A 26364-nucleotide genomic window follows, 5' to 3' on the forward strand; every position below is an offset into this window, starting at 1 on the left:
CAGCATGCTCCCAAACTCGTGGCACTCATTCGGCACGATCCGTACAAGCGGCCGCCATTTCGTCCAGCGCGGCGCGGACGTGGTCCTCGATCGCGGTGTCGCCGAGGTGTTCGCGCGCGGCCGCGACCCGGTCGCTGATCATCTCCTCGATCATGTCGACGGCCCCGGTCTCGAGGATCAACGCTTTCCAGCGTTCGAGGGCGCCGGCCTCCAGGGCGTGGCCGTTCATCAGTTCGGTCAGCTCGGCGCGGGTCGCCGAGTCGGCCAGCTGGTGCGCGGTCACCACGACGCTGGTTGCCTTGCGTTCCAACAGATCTCCGGCACACGGCTTCCCGGTGGTGGCCGGCGAGCCGAAGACACCGAGCACGTCGTCGCGAAGCTGGAACGCCTCTCCGACGGCGGCGCCGTACCGCCCGAGCTGTGTCAACGTCCGGTCGTCGCAGTCGGACATCGCCGCGCCGATTTCCAGCGGTCGCCGCACGGTGTAGTTGCCCGACTTGCGCCGCGCAACGTCCAGCACCGCCTCCAGCGAAGGCATGTGCCGGACATCGTTCGTCAGGTCCGCGAACTGACCGACCGCGAGCTCGGTCCGCATCGTGTCGTAGCGCGGCCACGCCTGCTGCAACCGCCTGGCTTCGATCCCGCTTTCGCGCAGCATCTGCTCGGACCAGATCAGGCACAGATCACCGAGCAGGATGGCGGCCGATTCGCCGAAGCGCCGCGACGAGCCGGAAAGCCCGCGCTCGCGGTGCCACTGGGCAAATTGCAGGTGCGCCGACGGTCGCCCGCGCCGTTCGGTCGAACTGTCCATGACGTCGTCCTGCAGCAGCGCAAACACATGCAGCAACTCGAAACTGGCGGCCGCCCGCAATGCCGCCTCGTCGGGGGCGGCACCGCAGAGCCACCCCAGGTACACGAACGTCGACCGTAGGCATTTGCCTCCGGAGACGAACGCCGCCAAGATGTCGCCCGCAGCATCGATGCGCGTGTCGCCCAGCTCGGCGCGGCGCGGCGCGACGAACCCGGCGAGGTGGGCGAGAACTCCGTGCCGCACGCGCGTGCGCCACTCGGTGAAGTTCGCTGTGCGGGTCCATTCCGCCGCGATTACCGGCGACTCGGTGGCTCGAGTCAACGACAAAGCACCCATCTCGGCCACGCGCTCCCTCCCGGACGGCTTGGCATTCCCAGGTTAGAACGGCTCAACCGCGCGTGGGCATGACCGCCGCTCGGACGCGCAAGACCGCGCCGATGGGCGGCAGACCCGCACCCGCCGAACCCGTCCTGAGGTTCCACTAACTTCAATAACTTAAACATTAATTTACTGAAATTCATCGCGCTTGGCCAGCCCTGTCGCATGGATCGGCGATCAACTGGCGCGGTCCGTCGTCTCCTCACGCCTGTGAGAACGACGCGGTCGCACACACGGTTCAATCAATTAACCATTAACCAACTGAATGATCGTCTGTTTTGGGGATATGCTCACACCGTTATGGACGCCGATCAACAGCACGGGCACCGAGATGCGCTGGAGTCGCTGATCTCGGCCGATCTGCGGGAGATCGCGGCCGAATCCGACCAGATCGGCCGGCAGTTCGCGGTGTCACATCAATTGCGGCCCAATGACTTCCGTGCATTGATGTACATCATGGTGGCAGAAACCGCGGGCCGTCCGATGACCTCGGGTGACCTCAGCCAGCGGATGGGGCTGTCCGGTTCGGCCATCACCTACCTGGTGGACCGATTGATCGATTCCGGCCACATTCGCCGTGATTCACATCCCGACGATCGTCGCAAGGTCATCCTGCGGCACGGCGAATCCGGCCTGGCCACCGCCCGGTCGTTCTTCAGCCCGCTGGCCGCCCACACCCATGTCGCCCTCGAGGAGCTGGCCGACGGCGACCTGGTCGCCGCCCATCGGGTGCTGGCCGCGCAGATCCGCGCGATGCAACGGTTTCAGGGCGAACTGGATGGCCCCGCACATTGATCGGCGATCCCGCCAGGCGCCACCGCGCTGACGCCCGACCCGCCGGGGGTCTGCCGGTTTGGCGACGTCGCCGCTGGGTACACCCGGTTCATCAGATTGTCCGACCAAATCCCTCGGACGGACGTGAGGGGTGGTGCGGCCCAATGGAAGCGGTCAGCTGCCGGCGCGGTCGGGTGGCGCTCGCATTCGCGATCACGGTGATGGTCGTCGGCTCCCCGAGCCCGGCAAAGGCCGGCCCCAGCGTCACGGTGTTTCCCGGCATGGAGATTCGTCAAGGCGCCACGGTGTGCATGGTCGGTCTGGTGGAGCCCCGGTTGCGGGTGGCTGTCACCACCGGACAGTGCGGCAACGGAGAGCCGGACGTCACCGACCATGACGGGAACCCGGTGGGAACGGTGGTGCTGGCCCGCCGCCAGGCCGCCGACGACGCGGCGGCGAATGGCGCGATGCAGCCCGTCGAATACGAAGTCATCGCGCTTGGCCCCGCCGTCACAGCCTCGGATGTGCTGCCGACGGGCCGGCAGCTGAGGTCGGCGCCCGGCCTGCGGGCCCAGCCCGGCCTGCCGGTGTGCCAGTTCCGCCGAGCGGGCGGCCAGCGCTGCGCCTCGATCGGCTCGGTCAGCAATGGCCGTTTCACCATGGCCGACGTGGCGCTGGACAGCCGCGACTTCGGTGGTCCCGTCTATGCGCTGACCGACGACAATGGGGCCGTGATCGTGGGGCTGTTCGAAGGCATCTGGGGGTCTGCACCCCAGATGGAGTCGTGGCAGGCGGTGATGCAGCAGGTCTACATCGACGGGCGTGCGCAGGAACAGCAGCAACAACCGCCCGGGGAAGCGCGCATGATCGGTCGGCGGTCGGCCGCGTGAACGCTCCGCCGCGCCAGCGCTGCGCGGCTGATGCAAGGGCCGGAGCGGAACGCGGAGACATCGGCGCGTTTCCCTCGTGAGGAAACGGGAACCCGCCGCCGGTGAGCGTTTCCGATCTTGTCGCGTTGCCACTTCCAGTGGGGCTCCGCCATCCGGGGCAAACGGTTGTTTCACCCGATCGGGGTGTTGGCCGAAGGCTTCATCGAACGCACCGCGCCGGTGGACGAGGGGCTGCCCATCCCGTCGTCCGAGCTTGTCGCGCGGGTGTCGAAGGCCAGCGGCACCCCGTGGGCCCTGCCCGACTTCGTCGGGCTCGCGTTCCGGGTTACGCCGCCGCAGGCAACGGGGCCATGGGACGTCCTGGTCGTCTCTTCGGGCTCGGGGGTGTTGTCCCGGGCGCTGGCGCTGCGGCCGGCCATTGCGTGGAGCGGTCAGACGCTGACCACATTGATGCCGCCGCACTATCAGGGGGCCAATTGGTGGCTGCGGGCCCGCATCGAGAGCGAGATCGACAGACCCGGCCTGTCGCTGGACAGCGTCCGCGCGCGGCTCGCGCACGACGCGATCGCCGTGTCGCTCGATCAAGCCTGCGGCAGAGGTGATTTCACCCCGCTGGGCCGGCTCACGCTGACCGGGGTCCGCGACCCCGAACGGGCACAGGACGTGTCGTTCGATCCCGTCGTCAACACGGCCCCCGGCGTCAGCCTGCACCCGCGGTGGCTCGCCGATCTACGCGCCCGCGCTTATCGGCGCAGCCGTCACGGTAGGGACGCGGACTAGAAGGTGCGGCCCTCCGCCCGCTCGTCACCCCAGCGTGGTGATGGTGCCGGCGGTCAACAGTTCGGTGTAATAGCCCCCGCCGGGATAGAACTCGGGTGTGGTCGTTCCCGCGAACATGTCGGCGATCCAGCCGCGTGTCAGACCCCAGACCGCCGCGACGTTGTCCGGTTTCGGACGGCCGCACACCAGGTTTTCGTACAGGGGTGACGACGGGCCGAGGGCGTCGCCGTGGGCGCCGGTCGTGATCTTCACGCCGTGAAACGGGCGGTCCGACAGGTACCGTTCGATCGCCTTGGTGCCGCGTTGGAAGAAGTTGCACAGCAGGTGTGGCGAGGCCGTCGCGTAGATGGGCAGGGTGGTGCCCGCCAGGCCCGCCAGCGCGTCGTCGGTGTTGGAACCGATGAACGACTTCACGCCGTCTTCGCTGACGAGGCCGCGCAGTTGGGTGAATGCGGCCGGGTGGGCGGTGTGTAGGCGCTCGGCGACGTATTCGACGGCTTCGGCACCTGCCGAATGCCCCACGAAGACCATCTTCTCGGGTAGCGGCGTCACTGGTCGGCCGACGTCGGCCGCCGCCATCGCGAAGGACTTCGCCAACGCGCCATCCGGATCGTCTTTGTGCGCAAAGACATCGGCGACGTTGTCGAGGAAGGCCCTGTTGTCGATGAGGTGCTCCACGGTGCATCCGAAGGCGCTGAGGGTGGGCAGCGTGGTGGCCACCACGAGGTAGCCGCCGGCGGCGACCTCGGCGGCGAAGGTGGACCACACCTTCTTGCCTTCGACGAAGCCGTGCTGTAACCAGACCAGTCCCAGCGGCGGGATGCTGGGCAAATACCAGGTGGTCGGCACCGCCTGGGTCGCGCTCGCGCACGCGACGTCGGTCGTGCTGTCCGCTTCGGTGGATTCGGCTCGGGCCTGGCGGGGGGCGAGCACGATCGCGGCCACCGCGACGATGCCCATCAGGACCGCGCTGCCCCGACGGGCACGCCCGACCAGCGCGCCTGAGATCATTAAGGGATTGAACCATTAAGTTAGTGAAACTGGGCCTCATCGAGCCCGAATGCCGGCCGCGGTGCAGGTCAGTGGGCGTGCCCGAGCAGGTGGCGCAGCGCCTGATCGAGGTCCGGTTGCCGGAACCGGTGCCCGACCGCGCTCAGCTTGTGCGGAAGGACCCGCTGGCTGGCGCACGCGAGTTCGCGTGCGCCCTCCTCGCCGAGCAGGACGCGGGGCCCCAGCGACGGCACCGGCAACACCGCGGGCCGGTGCATGACGCGCGCCAGCGTTGCGGTGTACTCGCTGTTGCGAACCGGTTGCGGGGCAACGGCATTGACCGGCCCCGAGAGCGCTTGGTCCCACAGCGCGCGGTGATAGACGTCGACCAGGTCGTCGATACCGATCCAGGACAGCCATTGCCGGCCGTCGCCCAGCCGGCCGCCCAGCCCGGCGCTGAACAGCGGGCGCATCAGCTTCAATGTGCCGCCCCGGGGGGATTGCACGATCCCGGTGCGCACCCGTACCACGCGCACCCCGGACTGCTCCGCGGGCGCGGTCGCCGCCTCCCAGTCGGCCACCACGTCCGCGAGGAAACCGTCGCCGCGGTCGCTGTCCTCGGTGAGGATGTCGTCGCCCCGGTCGGACCCGTAGTACCCGATCGCCGAAGCCGAGACGAGTACCGCCGGGCGCTGCGACATGCGGCCCAGCGCCTCGGCGAGCCGGCGGGTCGGGCCGATCCTGCTGTCCCGGATGGCGCGTCGATGCTTCTCGGTGAACCGGCCCGCGATCGAGGCGCCCGCCAGATGGATCACCGCATCCACCCCGTCGAACAGTCCCGGGGCGGGGTCGTCGGGATTCCACTCTCGCTCGTCGTCGCCGCGCGGGGAGCCGCGGACCAACCGGATGACGCGGTGGCCGCCGGTGCTCAGAAACGCCGCCAACGCCGAGCCCACCAGCCCCGACGCCCCGGTGACGGCGATTGTCGCCGGCGCCAGCCCGTTGTCGGCGGCCAGCCGGTGCGCGGCCAGATCGTCGGCCAGCTGACGGTGCCGATAGGTGAACATGGGGCGCAGCAACGACCCGGGCACCGGCGTGTCGACCCGGTCGATGACCCTGGTCCGCCCGCCGCCGACGTCTTCGAAATCGTGGGTGTGCCGCCAGCGCACCGCGATTCGGGCGGGCAGGGTGGCCAGCCCGTCACCGCCGATGGCGTCCACGAACCGCCGGGGCGGGTCGTACCCTCCCGCCTGGTGCACCGCGACCCAGCGCAGGCCGCCCGGCAGCGCGAGCGTCGCCCGCCCGTCCTTGAGCGAGGCGGCCTCGCTGACCAGCCGCATGGGCTGCCACGGTGGCGAGAGCCGGGCGAAGGCGCCCGGTCTGGCGTGCCAGGCAAACACTTCGTCGATCGGCGCGTCGACCACGCTCGAATATTCCAGCCCCATACTGCAGGTTAACGGTTCGGCAAGGCGTGCTCGACGATGGGCATTCGCGGGTGGGGCTGCCGCTCGCCGCGCTTGGCGGCCAGATACACCTGCGCCGTCTCGTCGGCGACGGTCTTCCAGTCGAAAGCCGAGGTGAGCCGCTCGCGGGCGGCGCGGGCGCGCCGCTGCGCGGCGCCCGGATCGTCGAGTACGCCCCGCACGGCCTCGGCCAGTCCGGCGACGTCGCGGGGCGCGCACGACACCCCGGTCTGTCCGTTGATCACGGCCTCGCCGAGGCCGCCGATGTTCGACGTCACGAGCGGCGTGCCCGCCGCGGCGGCCTCCAGCGCGACGATCCCGAACGGCTCGTAGTGGCTGGGCAGCACCGCGGCATCGGCCCGGTGCAACACCGCGAGCAGCTCGGCATGGTCCAGGTGCCCCACGAACCGGGTTGCCTTGAGCACCCGATGCTTTCGGGCCTGCGCGACGAGCCACTCTTGCTGGGTGCCCTCGCCGGCGATGGTCAGCGTGGTCCCCGGGTGGGTGCGCCTGATCCGCGGCAGGGCGGCGATGACGTCGTGCACGCCCTTCTCGTACTCCAGCCGCCCGAGGTAGAGCAGTTCAGCGGGACCGGTGCGCGGCCTGCGTTCGGAGAACGGCCAGCGCGCGGCGTCGATTCCGTTGCGGATGACCGTGATTTCGGCTAATCCGGGGCCGAACAGTTCGGTGATCTCGTCGGCCATCGACGCCGAACACGTGATCAGGGAATCGGATTCGCGTACCAACCACGACTCGACGGCGTGCACCTGGCGGCTGATCGCACCGGAGACCCAGCCGGAGTGCCGCCCGGCCTCGGTCGCGTGGATCGTGGAAACCATTGGCACGTCATAGAACTGGGCGAGCGTGATCGCGGGATGGGCCACGAGCCAGTCGTGCGCGTGCACGACGTCGGGACGCCACGACCGGTTGCTGCCGCGCTTCTTCAGCGAGAGCCCGGCGCGGATCATGGAATGGCCCATCGCCAGCGTCCACGCCATCATGTCGGCGCCGAAGGAGAATTCGTGCGGGTCTTGCGCGGCCGAGATCACCCGGACACCGTCGACGACCTCGTCGGACGACGGGTGCGTGCTCGGGTCGGTGCCCGAGGGGCGGCGGGACAGCACGACGACGTCGTGACCGGCCGCCGCCAGCGCGGTGGACAGGTGATGCACGTGCCGGCCGAGCCCGCCGATCACCACCGGCGGGTACTCCCACGACACCATCAGGATTCTCACGCCGCCAACCACCTGCCGCGCGAGGCTGCGCGGAATGCCGGCCGCAGCGGCGTGTCCGTGGACAAACACGCACGCTCGCGAAGGGGGCGGGTCATCATCGGGGGAGCCTGCGCGCGTCGAGCGCGCCGAACAGTCCGTCGGCGCGGTTCCATCCCTCGGCCAGCCGCCCGGCGGTGTCCCGCCGCCCGGACGCCAGCGCCCCGGCGATCTCGCGGGTGGCGTGGGCGTGCAGATGGGCGCGGTAGCGCGCGTAGTCGGCGGCCGAGTCCTTACTCACCATGAACGGCCAGTCGCTGGAGACCGTGAGCAGGGTCTCGCGCAGGATCTGGTCGGCGACGTGGTCGCGGGGCAGCGGCCCGTCCAGCGAGGCCCGCTGCGACAACGCCTTGTCGACGGTGCTCAGCGCCGTGTCGACCACTTCGGCGTTGAGCTGGACGAGATCGGCCACCTTGTCGCCGGCCCACACCTGCCAGTCCTTGCCCGAGCCCCAGGAACTGGGTGGCAGCGCCACTGCGTGCCCGACGAATCCGCCGGCGATGGCGTCGCTCAGCGTGCCGACCCGCACACCGGCGGCGGGCAGGGCGCGCAGCACCCGCTGCAGCCACGTCGGGCCCTCGTACCACCAGTGGCCGAACAGTTCGGTGTCGAAGGCGGCGATCACGTGGGCGGGCCGCCCGATCCGCTCGGATTCGCTGGTCAGCCGGTCGCGGACGACGTTGACGAAGTCGGCGACATGGATGTCGACCGCGTGGTCGGCGCGCTCGGGATCGTAGGGCGCCTTGGCCTCCGACGGCACGTTGCGGCCGGTCACCCGCGCGGGCTTCAGCCCGGTGAGGTGGTCATAGGTGTGGAAGTCGCGGTACGCGGCGTGGCCCGGGTAGCCCGATTTCGGTGACCAGACCCGGTAGCTGACCTGCAGGTCGCGACCGAACGCGACCACGTCGGTGTCGCCGACGGGACGGCCCAGCGCGGTGTCGCCGTGCAGGGACGGGCCGTCGACCATGAAGTGGGTGACACCCGCGGCGGCGTAGCCGTGCTCCATGCCGGGGGCGTAAGCGCATTCGGGTGCCCAGATGCCGCTCGGGCGGTGCGCCATCCGCTGCTGGGGGTCGGCCAGCCCCTCGCTCAGGGCGAAATCGCGGAGCCGCGGCGCGAGCAGCGGCTGGAACGGGTGGGCCAGCGGGCCGCCGAGCAATTCCACCGTGCCGGCGTCGATCAGGCGGCGCAACAGCGGGCTGCCGCCGTGCCGCCATTGCGTGGCGAACTCGTCCAGCGCCCGATCCGCCTCGGCGCATTCCCGAATCCCCAAGGCGCGCAAGGCTTCCGGTGTGCACGACGAAAAACTTGCCGACTTAGAGCGGGGCGCGGACCGCACGCTGGCGGCCTCGGCCGCCCGCAGGCGCCAGTTGGCCAGCCAGTGGTGCATGCCGTCGAGGCAGTACGGGTCGTCGAGCTGTGCGTTCACCACTGGAGTGACACCCAGGGTGACCAACCGGTGGCGGTCCTCGTCGGCCAGCGTGGTCAGCACCCGCATCAGCGGCAGGTAGGCCGCCGCCCAGGATTGGTAGAGCCACTCCTCGCCGACCGGCCACCGGCCGTGATGGGCCAGCCAGGGCAGGTGGGTGTGCAGGACCAGGGTGAACATGCCGGGGACCCGGTCGTGCGAATCGCTCACGGCGCTACCGCGATTGCGATCAGATCGAGGCTGTCGTCGATGTCACGACGGCCGCTGTCGACGATGTCGAAGTCGTCGGTGGTCACCGCGGCGACGTCGGCGGCCAGCTCGGGCGGCCAGGGCGCGCCGGCCATCGCGAGCTCGATCTGCGCGTCGATGATGGAGCCGCCGTGTCGGGCGTCCAGCTCCCGCAGTCGCGGACCGTGGAACAACCCGCTGACCGACACCTCGCGGAAGCCGGCGTCGACCAACAACTCGGTCAGCTCGGCGGCGTTGAGTTCGCGGGTGTGGAACGGATTGATCGGGGTGTCGCGGCCGGGGGAGAAGGTGATCCGGTTCGGTGTGGACACCATCAGCGACCCGCCGCGGCGGAGCACCCGCGCGCATTCGGCCACGAATTGTGCCTGATCCCACAGATGCTCGATGACTTGGAAGTTGACCACAATATCGACCGACGCGTCGGGCAGCGGCAGCTCGGCCAAGTTCGCCCGCATGACCTCCACCCGGGGGTAGCGGGCGCGCACGTGGGCCACGGCGGCCTCGTCGTAATCCACGGCCACGACACGACGGGCGACGCCGGCGATCAGGTCGGCGCCGTACCCCTCGCCGCAGCCGGCCTCGAGGACCTCGCGGCCCGCGCAGCGCCCGGCCAGTCGCTGGTAAACCACCTGGTGGCGGCGAAACCAGTAGTTCTCGACGTCCAGATCCGGGATGGTGCGCTCGCCCGTGAGCGTCAGCACGGGATCAGCCGCCGGCGGGGGATCGCCGAGGCCGTGCCGGGGTACGTCGGGGACGGTTGCGCTCATCGCATAGGCAGGCTAACGCGAAGTGTCGAATTCGCGAACCGGGAACGGGGCACCCCCGGTTGGCGACGGTAGACATGCCGCAAGAACGTGCAGTACGACCCGCTATGGTGTGAATGCAGGCTGCACAAAGTTACCCGGTAGTAACACGACTGTGCGCTGCGAAACGCGTACTGAAAGTCTCGTGGTCGACTGCTGCGAGACTCCTTCAAGGAGGACGAACCACACTCATGACGAACATCGTGGTCCTGATCAAGCAGGTCCCAGACACCTGGTCGGAACGCAAGCTGAACGACGGCGATTACACGCTGGACCGCGAGGCCGCCGACGCGGTACTGGACGAGATCAACGAGCGCGCCGTCGAAGAGGCCCTGCAGATCCGCGAGCGGGAGGGTGGCGACGGTTCGGTGACCGTGCTGACCGCGGGCCCCGAGCGAGCCACCGAGGCGATCCGCAAGGCGCTGTCGATGGGCGCCGACAAGGCCGTTCACCTCAAGGACGACGGCATGCGCGGTTCCTGCGTGGTGCAGACCGCCTGGGCCCTGGCGCGTGCGCTGGGCACCATCGAGGGCACCGAGCTCGTCATCGCCGGTAACGAGTCCACCGACGGCTCCGGCGGCGCCGTGCCGGCCATCATCGCCGAGTACCTGGGCCTTCCGCAGCTGACCCACCTGCGCAAGCTGTCGATCGAGGGCGGCAAGGTCACCGGCGAGCGCGAGACCGACGACGGCGTGTTCACGCTTGAGGCCTCGTTGCCCGCGGTCGTGAGTGTCACCGAGAAGATCAACGAGCCCCGCTTCCCGTCCTTCAAGGGCATCATGGCCGCGAAGAAGAAAGAGGTGACGGTCCTGACCCTCGCCGAGATCGGGGTCGAAAGCGACGAGGTCGGCCTCGAGAACGCCGGGTCGAAGGTGCTGTCGTCGACGCCGAAGCCGCCGAAGACCGCGGGTGAGAAGGTCACCGACGAGGGCGAGGGCGGCAACCAGATCTCCCAGTACCTGGTCGCCCAGAAGATCATCTAGACGAGCACCCATCCCACAGACGAGAAGAGCGAAGAAACCATGGCTGAAGTTTTGGTGCTCGTTGAGCACGCCGAAGGCGCACTGAAGAAGGTCACCTCCGAACTGATCACCGCCGCCCGTGCCCTGGGCGAGCCGGCCGCCGTCGTGGTCGGCAAGCCCGGAACGGCCGCGCCCCTGGTCGACGGGCTGAAGGAGGCGGGCGCCGCCAAGATTTACGTCGCCGAGTCCGACGACGCCGAGAACTACCTGATCACTCCCGTCGTCGACGTGCTGGCCTCGCTGGCCGAGTCGAACGCGCCCGCCGCCGTGCTGCTGTCGGCCAACGCCGACGGCAAAGAGGTCGCGGGCCGGCTCGCGGCCCGGATCGGATCCGGCCTGCTGGTCGACGTCGTCGGCGTCCAGGAAGGCAACAAGGCGGTGCACTCCATCTTCGGTGGCGCGTTCACCGTCGAGTCGCAGGCCAACGGCGACACCCCGGTCATCACCGTCCGCGGTGGCGCCATCGACGCCGAGCCGCAGGCCGGGGCCGGCGAGCAGGTCACCGTGGAGGTGCCCGCGCCCGCCGAGAACGCCACCAAGATCACCGCCCGCGAGCCGGCGGTCGCCGGCGACCGGCCGGAACTCACCGAGGCCACGATCGTGGTGTCCGGTGGCCGCGGCGTGGGCAGCGCCGAGAACTTCAGCGTGGTCGAGGCGCTGGCCGACTCGCTCGGCGCCGCCGTCGGTGCGTCGCGCGCAGCGGTCGACTCCGGCTACTACCCGGGGCAGTTCCAGGTCGGGCAGACCGGCAAGACGGTGTCGCCTCAGCTCTACATCGCGCTGGGCATCTCCGGGGCCATCCAGCACCGCGCCGGCATGCAGACCTCGAAGACCATCGTCGCGGTGAACAAGGACGAAGAGGCGCCCATCTTCGAGATCGCCGACTACGGCGTGGTGGGCGACCTGTTCAAGGTCGCTCCGCAGCTGACCGACGCCATCAAGGCGCGCAAGGGCTGAGTTCCCGGGCTTGAGCAGCCCCCGGCACCCCGGTGCCGGGGGCTCTTGCGTGTACTACTGGCCCAACGGCCTAGCCCGCCGCGGTCAGCATCGCGTCGATGCGCCGCAACGCGATCGCACACACCGGCACATAGGGCGCGGCCCACCACGGAACGCCCATGCCCGCTCGCGCGGTAGGCCCCACCGGGTCCACCCAGTGCCGCGTCGCCGGGATGCCCGCGACCTTCCAGGCCCAGAGACGGCCCGGCTCGAATTCGGTGACGACGAACGGGACCGTGACGAGCAGCGACGTCCGAACCGTGCCCGTCGCGTGCAAACCCAATTGGGTGTAAGGCTCGTCGAGCCAGGCCCCCCGGATCGTCGGACCCCATTTCGGCCAGGCGTCCAGATCGACCAACAACTCCCACACCGCCGACGGCGGCGCCGCGATCGCGCGGTCGGTGGTGAGCATCATGGGAGTCGGCATACCCGAAATGGCGCGCCTCTCCCGACACGCCGCGGATCCGGGCCCCTTGGCAACCACATTTCGTCACCTGACGTGCACGAACACGTCACAGCCACGATGCCGGCTCGCTCATCGACTACGCAAGTTTGGTGGACATGAGCATTGCTTCTGTCCTGATTCCCAGCGACAAGCCCGAAGGTGCGACGACGGCGTCGCCGGCCGGGCCGCACTACTCACTATTGCTGTCCACCGACGCCAGCATGATCGAGGCGGCGCAGCGGCTCCGGTACGACGTGTTTTCCAGCACGCCCGGCTTCGCACTGCCGACGAACAACCACGAACGACGTGACGTCGACAGGTTCGACGAGCACTGCGACCACCTCCTGGTCCGCGACGATGCCACCGGCGAACTGGTCGGTTGCTACCGCATGCTGGCGCCGGCGGGCGCCATCGCGGCAGGGGGCCTCTACACCGCGACGGAGTTCGACATCCGCGCTTTCGACCCGCTCAGGCCGTCGCTGGTGGAGATGGGACGCGCGGTGGTGCGCGAGGGCCACCGCAACGGCGGCGTCGTGTTGCTGATGTGGGCGGGCATCCTGGCCTACCTGGACCGCTACGGCTACGACTACGTGACCGGCTGCGTGTCGGTGCCGGTCTGCGGCGATTCCGACGACCCGGAGAATCGGGCCCCGGGCCGTCAGCTGCGCGGCGTCCGCGACTTCATCCTGAGCCGGCACGCCGCGCCGCCGGAGTACCGGGTGCGCCCGCACCGTCCGGTGATGGTGGACGGCAAGGGCCTCGACGACATACCGGCGCCCGCGCGCCCGTCGGTACCGGCGCTGATGCGGGGTTACCTGCGGCTGGGCGCCCAGGTGTGCGGCGAGCCCGCGCACGACCCCGACTTCGGGGTGGGTGACTTCTGCGTCCTGCTGGACAAGGGGCGCGCCGATACCCGATATCTGAAACGCCTCCGGTCCGTGTCGGCGGCCTCGCAGATGGCCGGCGGCGACCGATGAACGCCCCCGCGGGCCGGGCGCACCCCTGGCTGCCGCGCGCAACGTGTGACGCCGGTTGTGTGCGCATCGGCGACGCGGCATCGTCGCGGCCGCTGTTGGTGGTGCTGCGGGTAACGCTTCGCCTCATGCTGGCGCTGCTGCTGGCGCCGGGAGTGGCGCTGCTGGCGGTGCCCCTGCCCGGCCGGACGCGGGTGCAGCGCGTCTATTGCCGAATGGTGTTGCGCTGCTTTGGTATCCGAATCACGGTCACCGGCAGCCCGATTCGCAATCTGCGTGGGGTATTGGTGGTCAGCCCACACATGTCCTGGCTCGACGTCTTCGCCATCGGCTCGGTCTTGCCCGGGTCGTTCGTCGCCCGGGCCGATATGTTCACCGGGCCCGCCACCGGGATCGTGGCCCGCATCCTCAAGATCATCCCGATCGAGCGGTCCAGTCTGCGCCGGCTGCCCGCGGTGGTGGACATCGTCGCCCGCCGGCTGAGCGGCGGCCAGACGGTCGTGTGTTTCCCAGAGGGCACCACCTGGTGTGGTCGGGACGGCGGGGCGTTCTATCCCGCGATGTTCCAGGCCGCGATCGACGCCAGCCGGCCGGTGCAGCCGCTTCGGCTCACCTACCACCACGCCGACGGCAGCGTCTCGACCGTTCCGGCCTTCGTCGGTGACGAGACACTCGTGGAGTCCATCCGCCGGTTGCTGACCGTGCGACGGACGCTCGCGCGGGTGCACGTCGAATCTCTGCAGCTCCCGGGGACCGATCGGCGAGCGCTGGCGCGCCGCTGCCAGTCGGTGGTGGGCGTGCGAGCGGCCCGGCCCGCCGGTCACCTGCTGGTGGCCTCGTAGCCGATTAGCGGCGACCCGCCGCGCCCGGCTACGCCGCGCTTGCGATCGCCACTGGGCTGATGGTGGCGACCCGCCGCGCCCGGCTACGCCGCGCTTGCGATCGCCACTGGGCCAATTGGGCACTTGGACCTGCCGGTATCGTGGGTCGCGTCATGGTCTACCTCGATCACGCCGCTACCACGCCGATGCACCCCGCCGCCGTCGAGGCGATGGCGGCGGTGCTGGGCACCGTCGGCAACGCCTCCTCGCTGCACACCAGCGGCCGGACGGCCCGGCGGCGCCTCGAGGAATCCCGCGAGCTGATCGCCGACCGGCTGGGCGCCCGCCCGTCCGAGGTCGTCTTCACCGGGGGCGGCACCGAAAGCGACAACCTGGCCGTCAAGGGCATCTATTGGGCCCGCCGCGACGCCCAGCCGCGCCACCGGCGCATCGTCGCCAGCGAGGTGGAACACCACGCCGTCCTGGACTCGATCAATTGGCTCGTCGAACACGAAGGCGCCGAGGTGACCTGGTTGCCGACCGCGGCCGACGGCTCGGTGTCGGCGGCCGCGCTGCGCGAGGCGCTGCGTCGCCACGACGATGTCGCGCTGGTGTCGGTGATGTGGGCCAACAACGAGGTCGGCACCGTCATGCCGGCCGCCGAGCTCGCCGCCGTCGCGGCCGAATTCGCGGTCCCGATGCACAGCGACGCGGTGCAGGCCGTGGGGCAGCTGCCGGTGGACTTCACCGCCAGCGGGCTCTCGGCGATGAGCGTGGCCGCCCACAAGTTCGGGGGCCCTCCCGGTGTGGGCGCTTTGCTGGTGCGTCGCGACGTGACGTGTGTGCCGCTGGCACATGGCGGTGGACAAGAGCGTGACATCCGTTCCGGCACCGCCGACGTCGCCGGCGCGGTCGGGATGGCGGCCGCGGCCCGAATCGCGGTGGACGGGATCGAGGCGAACGGCGCGCGACTGCGGGCATTGCGGGACCGGCTGATCGAAGGGGTGCTGTCCGGCATCGAGGACGTCGCCCTCAACGGTGCCCGCGACGCGCTGCGGTTGCCCGGCAACGCGCACTTCACATTCCGCGGCTGCGAAGGCGATGCGTTGTTGATGTTGTTGGACGCCAACGGAATCGAATGTTCGACCGGGTCGGCGTGCACCGCGGGCGTCGCGCAACCGTCGCATGTGTTGCTCGCGATGGGCGCCGACCCGGCCAGCGCCCGCGGATCCCTGCGAATGTCCTTGGGGCACACCAGCGTCGACGAAGACGTGGACGCGGTACTGCAGGTGCTGCCCGCGGCGGTGGACCGCGCCCGCCGGGCCGCGCTGGCCGCTACGGGGGCTCCCTAAGTGAAGGTCCTCGCCGCGATGAGTGGTGGTGTCGACTCGTCGGTCGCCGCCGCCCGCATGGTCGACGCCGGGCACGACGTCGTGGGCGTGCACCTGGCGTTGTCGACCGCGCCCGGCACGCTGCGCACCGGCTCGCGGGGGTGCTGCTCGAAGGAAGACGCCTCGGACGCGAGCCGTGTCGCCGATGTGCTCGGCATACCGTTCTACGTCTGGGATTTCGCCGAGAGGTTCCAGGCGGACGTGATCGACGATTTCGTGTCGTCGTACGCGCGCGGCGAAACGCCCAACCCCTGCGTGCGCTGCAATCAGCGGATCAAGTTCTCGGCGCTGTCGGCGAAAGCCGTTGCGCTGGGCTTCGACACCGTGGCCACCGGCCACTACGCCAGGCTGTCCGGTGGGCGGCTGCGCCGCGCGGTCGATCATGACAAGGACCAGTCCTACGTGCTGGCCGTGCTGACCGCCGAGCAGTTGCGGCACGCCACGTTCCCGATCGGGGACACTCCCAAGGCGCGGATTCGTGCCGAAGCCGCCCGGCGCGGGCTCGCGGTCGCCGAGAAGCCGGACAGCCACGACATCTGTTTCATCCCGTCCGGGAATACCCGGGCCTTTCTGGGCGAGCGGATCGCGGTCCGCCGGGGCACCGTGGTCGGCGCCGACGGCGTGGTGCTCGCCGAGCACGACGGCGTGCACGGTTTCACCATCGGCCAACGCAAAGGTCTGGGCATCGCCGGTCCGGGGCCCGACGGCAGCCCGCGCTACGTGACGGCCATCGACGCCGATACCGGCACCGTTCGGGTGGGGAACGCGGCCGACCTCGAAGTGCGCGAGTTGCGCGGGCGCGAACCGGTGTTCACCGCGGGACGTCCGCCGTCCGGCCCCGTCGAGTGCGAGGTCCAGGTGCGCGCGCACGGTGAAACAGCGGGCGCGGTGGCCGAATTGGTCGGCGACGAACTGGTCGTGCGGCTGCGCGCCCCGATGCGCGGGGTCGCGCGCGGCCAGACGCTGGTGCTGTACCGGCCGGACCCGGACGGTGACGAGGTGCTCGGCAGCGCCACCATCGCCGGCACCGCACGCTAGGCCGGTACGTTCGCGACGATGTTCGTCATCACGATGTCGGACACCGATTGCGCGAAGCCGCAGAAGGTGACCTCCAGGATGGCCACCGACCGCTGGCGATAGTCGCGGCCGCAGCCGCCCGGCCGCAGATGCAGCGAGCCGGCGTCGGCCTTCCAGTCGCCGACGTATTGCTGGCCCCCCGAGCCGTTCGCGCAATCCCCGACCGCGCTGACCAGCGCCCCGAACGCCCGGCGTGCGGTGTCGGCATCCCGGTAGGCCGCGGCGCCCTCGGAGATGATCGCGCCATCGGGCGGATCTTGAAAGGTCGTCTTGTGGAACACTTCGACATCGGGCCCGAACGTCGCCGTCTCGGCGTAGATGAACCGGCATTCGCGCGGCGTGGTGTCGGCGAGCGCGTCGATGTCCACCGGGCTGGTGCCGTCCATGGAGGGGATGATCGTCAGGTGCTCGCCGGCGCCGGTGATCGCGCGCATCCGCGACTGGTCCAACAAGACCGTGTCGACGTTCACGCCCTGCACGGCCCGGCGCGGGGAACCGAATCCGGCCACCGCCGCACCCTCCACCACCCGGGTGCACGCCGCAGCCAGCACCACCACCGCACACAGCAGCAGCGGCCGCGCCAATCTCGCCATCCGCGACACTTTTCGCACCCTTCTTGCGTCGAACCTACCCGGACGGTGCCCTGGCAGGCACCCCTGGCCAACGGCGTGCAAGGTGACGTCGAATACGGTTGGCGGGTGAGTGTTTTCCCGCATTCCTTCGCGACGGCCAGCGGCACAGGGTCATGGCCGGGGATCAAGCCGCGGGAGGCCGCCGAGGTCGTCGTCGGGGAGCTGGCCGGCGGCTTGTCCCACATCGTCGAGCTGCCCGCCCGGGGAGTGGGCGCCGACATGCTCGGGCGGGCGGGCGCGCTGCTGATCGACGTGGCCATCGACATCGTCCCGCGGGGGTATCGGATCGCCGCTCGGCCCGGGGCGGTCACCCGACGCGCGGCCAGCCTCCTCGACGAGGACATGGACGCGTTGGAGGAGGCCTGGGAGGTGGCCGGGCTACGCGGTGGTGACCGCGTGGTCAAGGTGCAGGCTCCCGGACCGATCACGCTGTCCGCCGAGCTCGAGCTGGCCAACGGCCATCGGGCGATCACCGACTCCGGCGCCGTGCGCGATCTGGCGGCGTCGCTGGCCGAAGGCGTCGCCGACCACCGCGCGGCCCTGGCCCGCCGGCTCGAGACGCCGGTGGTGGTGCAGTTCGATGAGCCGTCACTGCCGAAGGCGTTGGGCGGGCGACTGACCGGTGTGACGGCGTTCAGCCCGGTGGCGCCGCTGGAGGAAGCGGTGGCCGTCGCCCTGCTCGACACCTGCGTCGCCACGGTGGGGGGCGAGGTGCTGCTACACAGCTGCGCGCCCGAGCTACCGTGGGACCTGTTGCAGGACAGCGCAATTAATGCCGTGTCGGTGGATGCGAGCACATTGGTCGCGGCGGACCTCGACGGCATCGGCGGGTTCGTCGAATCGGGCCGCACGATCATGCTCGGGGTGGTGCCCAGCAGCCCTCCGGAGCGGCGGCCGTCGGCGGAAGAGGTGGCGGCCGCACTGGTCGCGGTGACCGATCGCCTGGGCTTCGGTCGCTCGGGACTGCGCGACCGCGTCGGCGTCACCCCGGCGTGCGGTCTGGCCGGCGCGACGCCCGAATGGGCCCGCCTGGCGATCGGGCTGGCCCGCAAGGCGGCCGAGGCTTTCGCGGAGGACCCCGACGCCATTTAGTCCCCGAATCCGCGAAGCCGAATAACACCGGCAAACCGGGCCCGGATGAAATTACTGTCGAGGGTGATCGCCGCGGTTATCATCTCGACAATGCTCACGAGACAGATCGCTGATTCTTGCGCCCTGTGGACCGGCTTCGATGTATCGATCGTGGCCAGGAGCTACGCGCAGTTCACCGGCATCCTCGCCGGTTTCGCCTTTGTCGTCATCAATCTGGTGATCGATCGCGCCTACCGGCGTCGCACCGATGGTCGTCCCCTGGAGCCGCGCGAAGTCGAGCACGAGAACCAAGTGGGAATTGCACTGGTGTGTGCGTTTCTGGGCCTGTTCTTGACAACCCTGCGCTATGCCTTACTGGCCGGCGAAAACGGGTGCGCCCTGACCGAGGGGCGGGCCGCTTCCGCTGAAGTGCTCACCGCCGTCTCGTTCGCGGCTTCCATCTACATGCTGCTCAACGCCATCGTGCAGTTCTTCTCGGGCACGGCGGGTGTGCTCGCCCAGCACTGCGTCTTCATCCTCGGGGTGCTCGTTCCCCCGATTTCCGTGTTCCTCGTCGAAGACACGCTCACCCACCTGGCGCTCGCGCTGGGCGACCCGCAGAAACGCCAGCCGCTTCAGCCGCTGTGGGATTGGGCTGCCCGGCTCGCGATTCCACTACCGCTGGCATTGGGAATCGTCGGAGCCATCGCGTGGTTTCTCGGAATCAAAAGACGGCGTTCGGAATTGCCCGCGGGTCGGCTTGCGCGGCAATTCCGAACGGTCGTCCCGTACATTACCGTCGTCGTCGTCGCCGCGGTGATAGTGCGGTCCGTCGTGGAATTGCGCTACGCGAATACCGCCACCCATATCAGCCCGGCCGAAGCCTGGTTATGGGTAGCCATCCTGTCCGCCGCCTTGCTCATCCAGAGCGCGGCTCTGTCATTTCAAAAAGGCGTGGAAGTTCCTTTTGGTGGCTTTCCGGATAAGGCCGAACAATCGGCGTGAGGGACGCCGGACACGCGGCGGCTGGAGCGCGCATGGGGGCGGTGTCGGCGGCCTCGGATAGCCTGCGGGGGTGAGCTCAGCAGACGCTGATCCGGTGTCGCCCGCGGTGCGGCGGCAGTGGCAGGACCTGGCCGACGAAGTTCGTGAACACCAGTTCCGCTACTACATCAAGGACGCGCCGATCGTCTCCGACGCCGAATTCGACACCATGTTCAACGAGCTGCTCGCACTCGAGGATCGGTATCCGGAGTTGCGCGTCCCCGATTCCCCGACCCAGCTGGTCGGTGGCGCCGGCTTTGCCACCGACTTCACCGAGGCTGAACACCTCGAGCGGATGCTGAGCCTCGACGACGTCTTCGACCGCGACGAGCTGGTCGCCTGGAGCAACCGCGTCGAGGCCGAGGTCGGCGGCGATCCCCACTACCTGTGTGAACTCAAGATCGACGGGGTGGCGCTGTCGCTGGTGTACCGCGACGGCCGGCTGGAGCGCGCCGCCACCCGAGGCGATGGCCGGGTCGGCGAGGACGTCACGCTCAACGCGCGCACCATCGACGATGTGCCCGAGCGGCTCACTGCGAGTGCGGATTTGCCGATTCCCGCCGTGCTCGAGGTGCGTGGTGAGGTCTTCTTCATGCTCGCCGATTTCGAGGCGCTCAACGCCAGCCTGGTCGAGGACGGCAAGGCGCCCTTCGCCAATCCGCGTAACAGCGCGGCCGGTTCGCTGCGGCAGAAGAACCCGGCGGTCACCGCGCGGCGCAAGCTGCGGATGATCTGCCACGGCATCGGCCGCACCGACGGGTTCGCGCCCAAGACCCTGCACGAGGCCTACACGGCGCTCAAGGCCTGGGGGTTGCCGGTGGCCGAGCAGACGGCGCGCGTGCGGGGCCTTGCCGCGGTGGAGGACCGGATCGGGTACTGGGGTGAGCACCGCTACGAGATCGACCACGAAATCGACGGCGTGGTGGTCAAAGTCGACGACTTCACGCTGCAGCGCCGGCTGGGGACGACGTCGAGGGCGCCGCGGTGGGCGGTCGCCTACAAGTATCCGCCCCAGGAGGCGCAGACCAAGCTGCTCGACATCCGTGTCAACGTCGGGCGCACCGGGCGCGTCACGCCGTTCGCCTTCATGACGCCCGTGAGGGTGGCCGGATCGACCGTCGGGCTGGCCACCCTGCACAACGCCAGCGAGGTCAAGCGCAAGGGGGTGCTGATCGGCGACACGGTGATGATCCGCAAAGCCGGTGACGTCATCCCGGAGGTGCTCGGTCCCGTCGTCGACCTGAGGGACGGTTCCGAACGCGAATTCGTCATGCCCACAACGTGTCCCGAGTGCGGCACCCCGCTGGCACCCGCCAAGGAGGGCGACGCCGACATCCGGTGTCCCAACGCGCGGTCCTGCCCGGCGCAGCTGCGCGAGCGGGTCTTCCACGTCGCCGGTCGCGGGGCTTTCGACATCGAGGGGCTGGGTTATGAGGCGGCCATCGCGCTGCTGAAGGCCGGGGTGATCGCCGACGAGGGTGATCTGTTCACCCTCACCGAGGACGACCTGTTGCGTACCGACCTCTTCCGGACCAAGGCCGGCACGCTGTCCGCCAACGGCAGGCGGCTGCTCGACAACCTGGACAAGGCCAAGGCGGTGGCGCTGTGGCGCGTGCTGGTGGCGCTGTCGATCCGGCATGTCGGACCGACGGCGGCGCGCGCCCTGGCCACCGAATTCGGCAGCCTGGACGCGATCATGGCGGCCTCCACCGAGCGGCTGGCCGCGGTCGAGGGCGTCGGACCGACCATCGCCGCCGCGCTCACCGAGTGGTTCACGGTCGACTGGCACCGTGCGATCGTCGACAAGTGGCGGGCCGCCGGGGTGCGGCTGGCCGACGAACGCGACGCCAGCGTGCCCCGCACCCTCGAAGGGCTGACGGTTGTCGTCACCGGTTCGCTGACCGGTTTTTCGCGCGACGACGCCAAGGAGGCGATCATCGCCCGCGGCGGGAAGGCCGCGGGTTCGGTGTCGAAGAAGACCGACTACGTCGTCGCCGGTGACGCGCCGGGTTCCAAGTACGACAAGGCGATTGAACTCGGCGTGCCGGTCCTCGACGAGGATGGTTTCCGGAAGCTGTTGGCCGAGGGTCCGCCGGAAGCTCCGGCGGGCTAGGACGATAACGGCTTCAGCCGAAATTGGGCCGCACCGCCCGGGCGGCTCTATGGTGGGCGCTATGACCCAGACGGCGGACCGCTTCACGCAGGAATCCCCGTGGTCGCCCCGCGAGGCCGAGATACTGGCGGTCACGCTGCGGCTGCTGCAGGAACACGGATATGACCAGCTGACGATCGACGCGGTCGCCGCCGCCGCCCATGCGAGCAAGGCCACGGTGTATCGGCGCTGGCCTTCCAAGGCCGAATTGGTGTTGGCCGCCTTCATCGAAGGCGTCCGCCAGGTCGCGGTGGTGCCGAATACGGGCACGCTGCGCGGCGACCTCCTGAGGCTGGGGGAGATGATCTGCCAGGAGGGCGGCCGGCACGCGAGCACGATCCGCGCGGTGATGGTCGAGGTGTCGCGGCACTCAGCGCTCAACGACGCCTTACAGGAGCAATTCCTCACACAACGCAAGGCGTTGATTCAGCATGTGCTGCGGCAGGCCGTCGACCGCGGTGAGATCGGCGAGGACGCCATCACCGACGAGCTGTGGGATTTGTTGCCCGGGTATCTCATCTTCCGGTGCATCATCCCCGACCGTCCGCCCACCCGGCGCACCGTGCAGGCGCTCGTGGACGGGTTCCTGATCCCTGGGTTGACCAGAACCACCCGGTGACGGCGAGGCCGGCGATGGGCAAGCCAACTTTCGCCGAATGTGTACGCGCGCGTCTCTTGTACAGTACGGTCCCGTACCGTACTGTCATAGCTGTCGATCGCGCCTAGGCGGGTCGGCAGCGGCCCTCGCACCGAGGGTGTCGTATCGCCCGATGATCGAAAGGTGAACGGGTGAAGGGGATTTCGGTGGCCGCCTTGGTAAGGCGACGGTGGATGGTGCTGGTCGCGGTGCTGGTGATCGCGCTCGCCGGGTTCGCCATCTACCGCCTGCATGGAATCTTCGGCTCGCACGACAACACCTCGGCCAACAGCGGCCTGGCCAACGAAATCGTCCCGTTCAACCCCAAACGGGTGGTGCTCGAAGTCTTCGGCGCGCCCGGGGCCACCGCAACCATCAACTACCTTGATGTCAACGCCCAGCCGCAGCAAGTCAAGGACGCCGCGCTGCCGTGGTCGTTCACCATCACCACGACGGAGCCGGCCGTCCTCGGCAATGTCGTCGCGCAGGGCAACGGGGACACCCTCGGCTGCCGCATCACCGTCAACGGCGAAGTGAAAGACCAACGCACCGTTAACAAAGTCGACGCCTACACCTTCTGCCTGGACAAATCGGGATGAGCAACCACGAACCGCCGCGGGGCGGCGTCCCGCGCACCATCCGCAGGCTGGCATTGCCCATCCTGCTGTTCTGGGTGGCGCTGGCCGCGATCACCAACATCGCGGTGCCGCAGTTGGAAGAGGTTGGCAAGACGCACAATGTGGCGCTGAACTCGCCGGACGCACCGTCGCTCAAGGCAATCAAGCGCATCGGTGAGAAGTTCCACGAGTTCGACACCGACAGCTCGGCCATGATCGTGCTGGAAGGCGACAAGCCGCTCGGCGCGGACGCACACCGTTTCTATGACGAGATGGTTCGCAAGCTCGAGCAGGACAAGAAGCACGTCGAGCATGTCCAGGACTACTGGGGCGACACCCTGACCGCGGCGGGATCGCAGAGCAGTGACGGCAAGGCCGCTTATGTCCAGGTGAACCTCGCCGGCAATCAGGGTTCCGCGCTGGCCAACGAGGGCGTCGGCGCGATCCGCGACATTGTCGAGCGGCTGAAGCCGCCGCCCGGCGTCAAGGCCTATGTGACCGGCGCGGCGCCCCTGATCTCCGATCAGTTCGACGTCGGCAGCAAGGGGACCGCGAAGGTCACCACGATCACCATCGGGGTGATCGCCCTGATGCTGTTCTTCGTTTACCGGTCGGTGCTGACCACCCTGCTGGTGCTCGCCACGGTCCTGATCGAGATGTCGGCCGCACGAGGCCTGGTCGCGTTTCTCGGAAACGCCGGAGTCATCGGGTTGTCGACCTATGCGACGAACCTGTTGACGCTGTTGGTGATTGCCGCGGGCACCGACTACGCGATCTTCTTCGTAGGCCGCTACCAGGAAGCGCGCGGGACCGGTGAGGACCGCGAAAAAGCTTTCTACACCATGTATCACGGCACGACGCACATCGTCTTGGGGTCCGGGCTCACCGTGGCCGGCGCGGTCGCCTGCCTGAGCTTCACCCGCCTGCCGTACTTCCAGAGCCTGGGCATACCGGCCGCGTTGGGCATCCTGGTCGCCCTTTTCGCCGCGCTCACCCTGGGGCCGGCGATCCTCACCTTGGGCGGCAAGGCAGGCGTCTTCGACCCCAAGCGCGCGATCAGAACCCGCGGATGGCGGCGGATCGGGACCGCCATCGTCCGCTGGCCGGGCGCGGTTCTCGCGGCGGCCTGTGCGCTGGCCCTGGTCGGACTCATCGCCTTGCCCGGATACAAGACCAGCTACGACACCCGTCCCTACATGCCCGCGAGCGCGCCGGCCAATGTCGGGTACACCGCCGCCGAGAAGCATTTCTCGCGGGCCCGGCTGGAGCCCGAATTGCTGATGGTCGAGACCGACCACGACATGCGTAACCCGGAAAGCATGCTCATCCTGGACAAGGTGGCCAAGGCCGTGTTTCACGTCCCCGGCGTCGCGCAGGTGCAGACAATCACGCGCCCCCTGGGCACCCCGCTCGTCCACAGTTCGCTCGCCTTCGTGGTCAGCAATTCCAGCGCGGCGCAGCAGGAAAACCTGACGTACCAACGAGATCGGGCCGAAGACGCCCTCAAGCAGGCCAACGAACTGAACAAGACCATCAACATCCTGAGGCAGCAGTACGTGTTGCAGCAGCAGCTTGCCGGCACCACCCACGACGAGACTCAAAGCTTTCATGACACCCTCGGCACGATCCAGGATCTGCGCGACAAGATCGCGAACTTCGACGACTTCTTCCGCCCCGTCCGCAGCTACTTCTATTGGGAGAGGCACTGTTACGACATTCCCGTGTGCTTCGCGTTCAGATCACTCTTCGACGCGCTCGACGGCATCGACCAACTCACGGAGAAGTTCGAAAGCCTCACGGCTTCGCTGGATAAGCTCGACGCGCTGCAGCCGAAACTGGTGGCGCTGATACCGCCGCAGATCGACAGTCAGCAGACCAATCGGGATCTGACGCTGGCCAATTACGCCACGCTGTCCGGCATTTACGCGCAGACGGCGGCCGCGATCGACAACGCCACGGCTCTGGGGCGGGCCTTCGACGCCGCGAAGAACGACGATACGTTCTACCTGCCTCCCGAGGTTTTCAACAACCCCGACTTCAAGCGTGGGCTCAAACTGTTCCTCTCGCCCGACGGTAAGGCCGCCCGCATGATCGTCACCCACGAAGGCGATCCCGCGACGCCCGAGGGCATTTCGCACATCGATCCAATGGCCAAGGCTGCGCACGAGGCCCTGAAGGGCACGCCGATGGCGAGCGCGGGGGTCTATCTCGGTGGGACCGCCTCGACGTATAAGGACATCCAGGACGGCGCCAAGTACGACCTGATGATCGTGGCGTTTGCGGCCTTGAGTCTCATCCTGCTGATCATGATGATCATCACGCGCAGCCTGATCGCCGCGCTTGTCATCGTGGGCACCGTGGCCCTGTCGCTGGGCGCCTCGTTCGGGTTGTCAGTCCTGGTGTGGCAGTACCTCTTCGGCATCCAGTTGTATTGGGTCGTGCTCGCGCTTGCCGTGATCCTGCTGCTGGCGGTCGGATCCGACTACAACCTGCTGTTGATATCCCGGTTCAAGGAAGAAGTCCATGCCGGCGTGAACACCGGCATCATCCGGGCGATGGCGGGCTCCGGGTCGGTGGTCACCTCGGCCGGCATCGTCTTCGCCGTCACCATGTGTGCGTTCGTCTTCAGCGGTTTCCAGGTTCTCGGTCAGATCGGCACGACTATCGGCCTCGGCTTGCTGTTCGACACGCTGATCGTGCGTTCATTCATGACGCCTTCCGTCGCAAGGATTCTCGGTCGGTGGTTCTGGTGGCCGCAACGGGTTCGTCCCCGTCCGGCCAGCACCATGCTGCGGCCGTACGGGCCGCGACCCGCGGTGCGCCAGCTGCTGCTGTGGGAAGACGGCGACCCCGTGGTGGCCGCGAAAGCCCACTAGCTAGCGCAGCATCGTGGCCACGATCCCGGCCAGGTAACCCAGGCGGGCCACCTCCGACGGCCGGAATTCGGGGCCAGGGCGGCCCAGCACCACCGCCGTGTGCGGATCGCCCAGCGGGGCCGCGACCATCGTGGTGTCCATCTCGCGCCACGCCTGCGGCACCCAGTCGCCGGTGCTGTCCAGCGTCGCGGCGCGGTCGATGGGCAGCCAGGGGGCCGAATCCGCCGGCGTCTCCGGCGTGCCCGGGCTGGAGGCCAGGCGCTGCAGCTCGTCGCCCGAGCTGCGCAGCACGGTGCACCAGCTGACGCGCAGCACCCGGGGCGCCTCGTTGGCCAAGACCTGTAACCGGGACGCGTTGTCGACGGCCGCGGCGACGTGGTCGAGCAGCTCCAGCTCGCGATGCGCTTCCAGCAACCCGGTGTGCGGACGCACGCTGTCCACCCGCACACCCGAAAGCGCTTCCGCGGCGGTGATCAGCGTGTCCGGCATCGCCCCCGGCGGCAGCTCGATGACCAGGTCGTCGATCGCGTACCCCGAGCTGCGCTCCACCACGTCGAGGGACAAGATGTCGGCTCCCACCGAACCGAGCGCCACCGCCAGCGAGCCCAGGCTGCCGGGGCGGTCGACCAGCTCGATGCGCAACAGATACGACGGCACGGCCAACACTGTTACACAGCGACGCGTCGACGGCATTTCGGCTCGGGATGGCGGGTGACGCCCGCCGGGCCCGAGTGGCCGGAGGTCGCCCGGACAAGGGCGTTAGGCTTTCCT

The 26364-nt window shown here is 68.9% G+C and carries 24 protein-coding genes; 15 read left to right on the forward strand and 9 right to left on the reverse strand.

Translation table 11 applies throughout. The features are described from left to right. Positions 1 to 25 precede the first annotated feature (25 nt). Entirely contained in the window at positions 26 to 1147 is a 1122-nt protein-coding gene (locus G6N37_RS01725; RefSeq protein WP_163684450.1) for a polyprenyl synthetase family protein, read from the reverse strand. Positions 1148 to 1489: 342 nt separating this feature from the next. Here G6N37_RS01725 and G6N37_RS01730 point away from each other — a divergent pair, with 342 nt between their 5' ends. From G6N37_RS01730 to G6N37_RS01740, 3 genes are all read left to right on the forward strand, one after another. Next, a complete protein-coding gene (locus G6N37_RS01730; protein ID WP_163675113.1) occupies positions 1490 to 1984 on the forward strand; it encodes a MarR family winged helix-turn-helix transcriptional regulator in 495 nt (164 codons plus the stop codon). Between the two features lie 143 nt (positions 1985 to 2127). Further along, complete coding sequence (locus G6N37_RS01735; protein ID WP_163675115.1) at positions 2128 to 2853, forward strand: Rv1815 family serine proteinase; 726 nt, start codon at positions 2128 to 2130, stop codon at positions 2851 to 2853. Between the two features lie 117 nt (positions 2854 to 2970). Continuing rightward, the gene (locus tag G6N37_RS01740) at positions 2971 to 3633 is read left to right on the forward strand and encodes a phosphodiesterase (protein ID WP_232075241.1); all 663 of its coding nucleotides are present in this window, start codon (positions 2971 to 2973) and stop codon (positions 3631 to 3633) included. Between the two features lie 24 nt (positions 3634 to 3657). Here the strand turns inward: G6N37_RS01740 and G6N37_RS01745 are convergent, their stop codons facing one another. From G6N37_RS01745 to G6N37_RS01765, 5 genes are all read right to left on the reverse strand, one after another. Continuing rightward, entirely contained in the window at positions 3658 to 4644 is a 987-nt protein-coding gene (locus G6N37_RS01745) for an alpha/beta hydrolase (RefSeq protein ID WP_163675118.1), read from the reverse strand. Positions 4645 to 4712: 68 nt separating this feature from the next. Next, entirely contained in the window at positions 4713 to 6068 is a 1356-nt protein-coding gene (locus G6N37_RS01750; RefSeq protein WP_163675121.1) for a TIGR01777 family oxidoreductase, read from the reverse strand. Between the two features lie 8 nt (positions 6069 to 6076). Beyond that, positions 6077 to 7321: a glycosyltransferase family 4 protein gene (locus tag G6N37_RS01755; protein ID WP_163675124.1), complete on the reverse strand. Its 1245-nt coding sequence runs from the start codon at positions 7319 to 7321 to the stop codon at positions 6077 to 6079. Positions 7322 to 7415: 94 nt separating this feature from the next. Then, the gene (locus G6N37_RS01760) at positions 7416 to 8966 is read right to left on the reverse strand and encodes a 1,4-alpha-glucan branching protein domain-containing protein (protein ID WP_163684454.1); all 1551 of its coding nucleotides are present in this window, start codon (positions 8964 to 8966) and stop codon (positions 7416 to 7418) included. A gap of 26 nt (positions 8967 to 8992) precedes the next feature. Continuing rightward, on the reverse strand, positions 8993 to 9802 hold the full coding sequence (locus tag G6N37_RS01765) for a class I SAM-dependent methyltransferase (protein WP_163675127.1): 810 nt from the start codon (positions 9800 to 9802) through the stop codon (positions 8993 to 8995). Positions 9803 to 10029: 227 nt separating this feature from the next. Here G6N37_RS01765 and G6N37_RS01770 point away from each other — a divergent pair, with 227 nt between their 5' ends. Then, positions 10030 to 10821 (forward strand): electron transfer flavoprotein subunit beta/FixA family protein, encoded by a 792-nt coding sequence (locus G6N37_RS01770; protein WP_163675129.1) that lies wholly within the window; start codon positions 10030 to 10032, stop codon positions 10819 to 10821. A 39-nt stretch (positions 10822 to 10860) separates the two neighbouring features. Then, complete coding sequence (locus G6N37_RS01775) at positions 10861 to 11817, forward strand: electron transfer flavoprotein subunit alpha/FixB family protein (protein ID WP_163675132.1); 957 nt, start codon at positions 10861 to 10863, stop codon at positions 11815 to 11817. A 70-nt stretch (positions 11818 to 11887) separates the two neighbouring features. Here the strand turns inward: G6N37_RS01775 and G6N37_RS01780 are convergent, their stop codons facing one another. Continuing rightward, positions 11888 to 12283: an SRPBCC family protein gene (locus G6N37_RS01780; protein ID WP_232075242.1), complete on the reverse strand. Its 396-nt coding sequence runs from the start codon at positions 12281 to 12283 to the stop codon at positions 11888 to 11890. 134 nt (positions 12284 to 12417) lie between these two features. On the opposite strand from G6N37_RS01780, the gene G6N37_RS01785 reads away from it, so the two are divergent. The 4 genes from G6N37_RS01785 (at position 12418) to mnmA (ending at position 16525) form a co-directional block, all read left to right on the forward strand. Beyond that, on the forward strand, positions 12418 to 13278 hold the full coding sequence (locus G6N37_RS01785) for a GNAT family N-acetyltransferase (protein WP_163675136.1): 861 nt from the start codon (positions 12418 to 12420) through the stop codon (positions 13276 to 13278). Further along, positions 13275 to 14117 (forward strand): lysophospholipid acyltransferase family protein, encoded by an 843-nt coding sequence (locus G6N37_RS01790; RefSeq protein ID WP_163675138.1) that lies wholly within the window; start codon positions 13275 to 13277, stop codon positions 14115 to 14117. Before G6N37_RS01785 ends, G6N37_RS01790 begins: the two co-directional genes overlap by 4 nt. A 152-nt stretch (positions 14118 to 14269) precedes the next feature. Beyond that, positions 14270 to 15448, forward strand: a complete 1179-nt coding sequence (locus G6N37_RS01795) for a cysteine desulfurase family protein (protein ID WP_163675141.1) — start codon at positions 14270 to 14272, stop codon at positions 15446 to 15448. Further along, a complete protein-coding gene (gene mnmA, locus G6N37_RS01800) occupies positions 15449 to 16525 on the forward strand; it encodes a tRNA 2-thiouridine(34) synthase MnmA (protein WP_163675144.1) in 1077 nt (358 codons plus the stop codon). Here the strand turns inward: mnmA and G6N37_RS01805 are convergent. Beyond that, on the reverse strand, positions 16522 to 17157 hold the full coding sequence (locus G6N37_RS01805) for a sensor domain-containing protein (protein ID WP_174813779.1): 636 nt from the start codon (positions 17155 to 17157) through the stop codon (positions 16522 to 16524). The two genes, mnmA and G6N37_RS01805, sit on opposite strands and share 4 nt — an antisense overlap. Before the next feature lie 105 nt (positions 17158 to 17262). Here G6N37_RS01805 and G6N37_RS01810 point away from each other — a divergent pair, with 105 nt between their 5' ends. The 6 genes from G6N37_RS01810 to G6N37_RS01835 all read left to right on the forward strand — a co-directional run bounded on the left by G6N37_RS01810 (position 17263) and on the right by G6N37_RS01835 (position 25593). Further along, positions 17263 to 18288 carry a uroporphyrinogen decarboxylase/cobalamine-independent methonine synthase family protein gene (locus G6N37_RS01810; RefSeq protein WP_163675147.1) on the forward strand — a complete coding sequence of 342 codons (1026 nt, stop codon included), beginning with the start codon at positions 17263 to 17265 and terminating at the stop codon, positions 18286 to 18288. Between the two features lie 45 nt (positions 18289 to 18333). Continuing rightward, complete coding sequence (locus G6N37_RS01815; protein WP_232075243.1) at positions 18334 to 19272, forward strand: hypothetical protein; 939 nt, start codon at positions 18334 to 18336, stop codon at positions 19270 to 19272. A 70-nt stretch (positions 19273 to 19342) separates the two neighbouring features. Further along, a complete protein-coding gene (ligA, locus tag G6N37_RS01820) occupies positions 19343 to 21424 on the forward strand; it encodes an NAD-dependent DNA ligase LigA (protein WP_163675150.1) in 2082 nt (693 codons plus the stop codon). Positions 21425 to 21473: 49 nt separating this feature from the next. After that, positions 21474 to 22082 (forward strand): TetR/AcrR family transcriptional regulator, encoded by a 609-nt coding sequence (locus tag G6N37_RS01825; RefSeq protein WP_163675153.1) that lies wholly within the window; start codon positions 21474 to 21476, stop codon positions 22080 to 22082. 185 nt (positions 22083 to 22267) lie between these two features. Further along, the gene (locus tag G6N37_RS01830) at positions 22268 to 22699 is read left to right on the forward strand and encodes an MmpS family transport accessory protein (protein WP_372514717.1); all 432 of its coding nucleotides are present in this window, start codon (positions 22268 to 22270) and stop codon (positions 22697 to 22699) included. Then, a complete protein-coding gene (locus tag G6N37_RS01835; RefSeq protein WP_163675156.1) occupies positions 22696 to 25593 on the forward strand; it encodes an MMPL/RND family transporter in 2898 nt (965 codons plus the stop codon). Before G6N37_RS01830 ends, G6N37_RS01835 begins: the two co-directional genes overlap by 4 nt. Here the strand turns inward: G6N37_RS01835 and G6N37_RS01840 are convergent, their stop codons facing one another. Further along, a complete protein-coding gene (locus G6N37_RS01840; protein ID WP_163675159.1) occupies positions 25594 to 26250 on the reverse strand; it encodes an ACT domain-containing protein in 657 nt (218 codons plus the stop codon). It abuts the gene before it with no gap. Between the last annotated feature and the right edge of the window lie 114 nt (positions 26251 to 26364).

It is taken from the genome of Mycobacterium seoulense (assembly GCF_010731595.1).
Taxonomy (GTDB): domain Bacteria; phylum Actinomycetota; class Actinomycetes; order Mycobacteriales; family Mycobacteriaceae; genus Mycobacterium; species Mycobacterium seoulense.

What these genes read in the sequence shown, in the direction of transcription:
- G6N37_RS01725 (WP_163684450.1), bottom strand. Translation starts at nt 1,147, where the DNA reads ATGGGTGCTTTGTCGTTGACTCGAGCCACCGAGTCGCCGGTAATCGCG.
- G6N37_RS01730 (WP_163675113.1), top strand. Translation starts at nt 1,490, where the DNA reads ATGGACGCCGATCAACAGCACGGGCACCGAGATGCGCTGGAGTCGCTG.
- G6N37_RS01735 (WP_163675115.1), top strand. Translation starts at nt 2,128, where the DNA reads ATGGAAGCGGTCAGCTGCCGGCGCGGTCGGGTGGCGCTCGCATTCGCG.
- G6N37_RS01745 (WP_163675118.1), bottom strand. Translation starts at nt 4,644, where the DNA reads ATGATCTCAGGCGCGCTGGTCGGGCGTGCCCGTCGGGGCAGCGCGGTC.
- G6N37_RS01750 (WP_163675121.1), bottom strand. Translation starts at nt 6,068, where the DNA reads ATGGGGCTGGAATATTCGAGCGTGGTCGACGCGCCGATCGACGAAGTG.
- G6N37_RS01760 (WP_163684454.1), bottom strand. Translation starts at nt 8,966, where the DNA reads ATGTTCACCCTGGTCCTGCACACCCACCTGCCCTGGCTGGCCCATCAC.
- G6N37_RS01765 (WP_163675127.1), bottom strand. Translation starts at nt 9,802, where the DNA reads ATGAGCGCAACCGTCCCCGACGTACCCCGGCACGGCCTCGGCGATCCC.
- G6N37_RS01770 (WP_163675129.1), top strand. Translation starts at nt 10,030, where the DNA reads ATGACGAACATCGTGGTCCTGATCAAGCAGGTCCCAGACACCTGGTCG.
- G6N37_RS01775 (WP_163675132.1), top strand. Translation starts at nt 10,861, where the DNA reads ATGGCTGAAGTTTTGGTGCTCGTTGAGCACGCCGAAGGCGCACTGAAG.
- G6N37_RS01780 (WP_232075242.1), bottom strand. Translation starts at nt 12,283, where the DNA reads ATGCCGACTCCCATGATGCTCACCACCGACCGCGCGATCGCGGCGCCG.
- G6N37_RS01785 (WP_163675136.1), top strand. Translation starts at nt 12,418, where the DNA reads ATGAGCATTGCTTCTGTCCTGATTCCCAGCGACAAGCCCGAAGGTGCG.
- G6N37_RS01790 (WP_163675138.1), top strand. Translation starts at nt 13,275, where the DNA reads ATGAACGCCCCCGCGGGCCGGGCGCACCCCTGGCTGCCGCGCGCAACG.
- G6N37_RS01795 (WP_163675141.1), top strand. Translation starts at nt 14,270, where the DNA reads ATGGTCTACCTCGATCACGCCGCTACCACGCCGATGCACCCCGCCGCC.
- G6N37_RS01805 (WP_174813779.1), bottom strand. Translation starts at nt 17,157, where the DNA reads ATGGCGAGATTGGCGCGGCCGCTGCTGCTGTGTGCGGTGGTGGTGCTG.
- G6N37_RS01815 (WP_232075243.1), top strand. Translation starts at nt 18,334, where the DNA reads ATGAAATTACTGTCGAGGGTGATCGCCGCGGTTATCATCTCGACAATG.
- G6N37_RS01825 (WP_163675153.1), top strand. Translation starts at nt 21,474, where the DNA reads ATGGTGGGCGCTATGACCCAGACGGCGGACCGCTTCACGCAGGAATCC.
- G6N37_RS01835 (WP_163675156.1), top strand. Translation starts at nt 22,696, where the DNA reads ATGAGCAACCACGAACCGCCGCGGGGCGGCGTCCCGCGCACCATCCGC.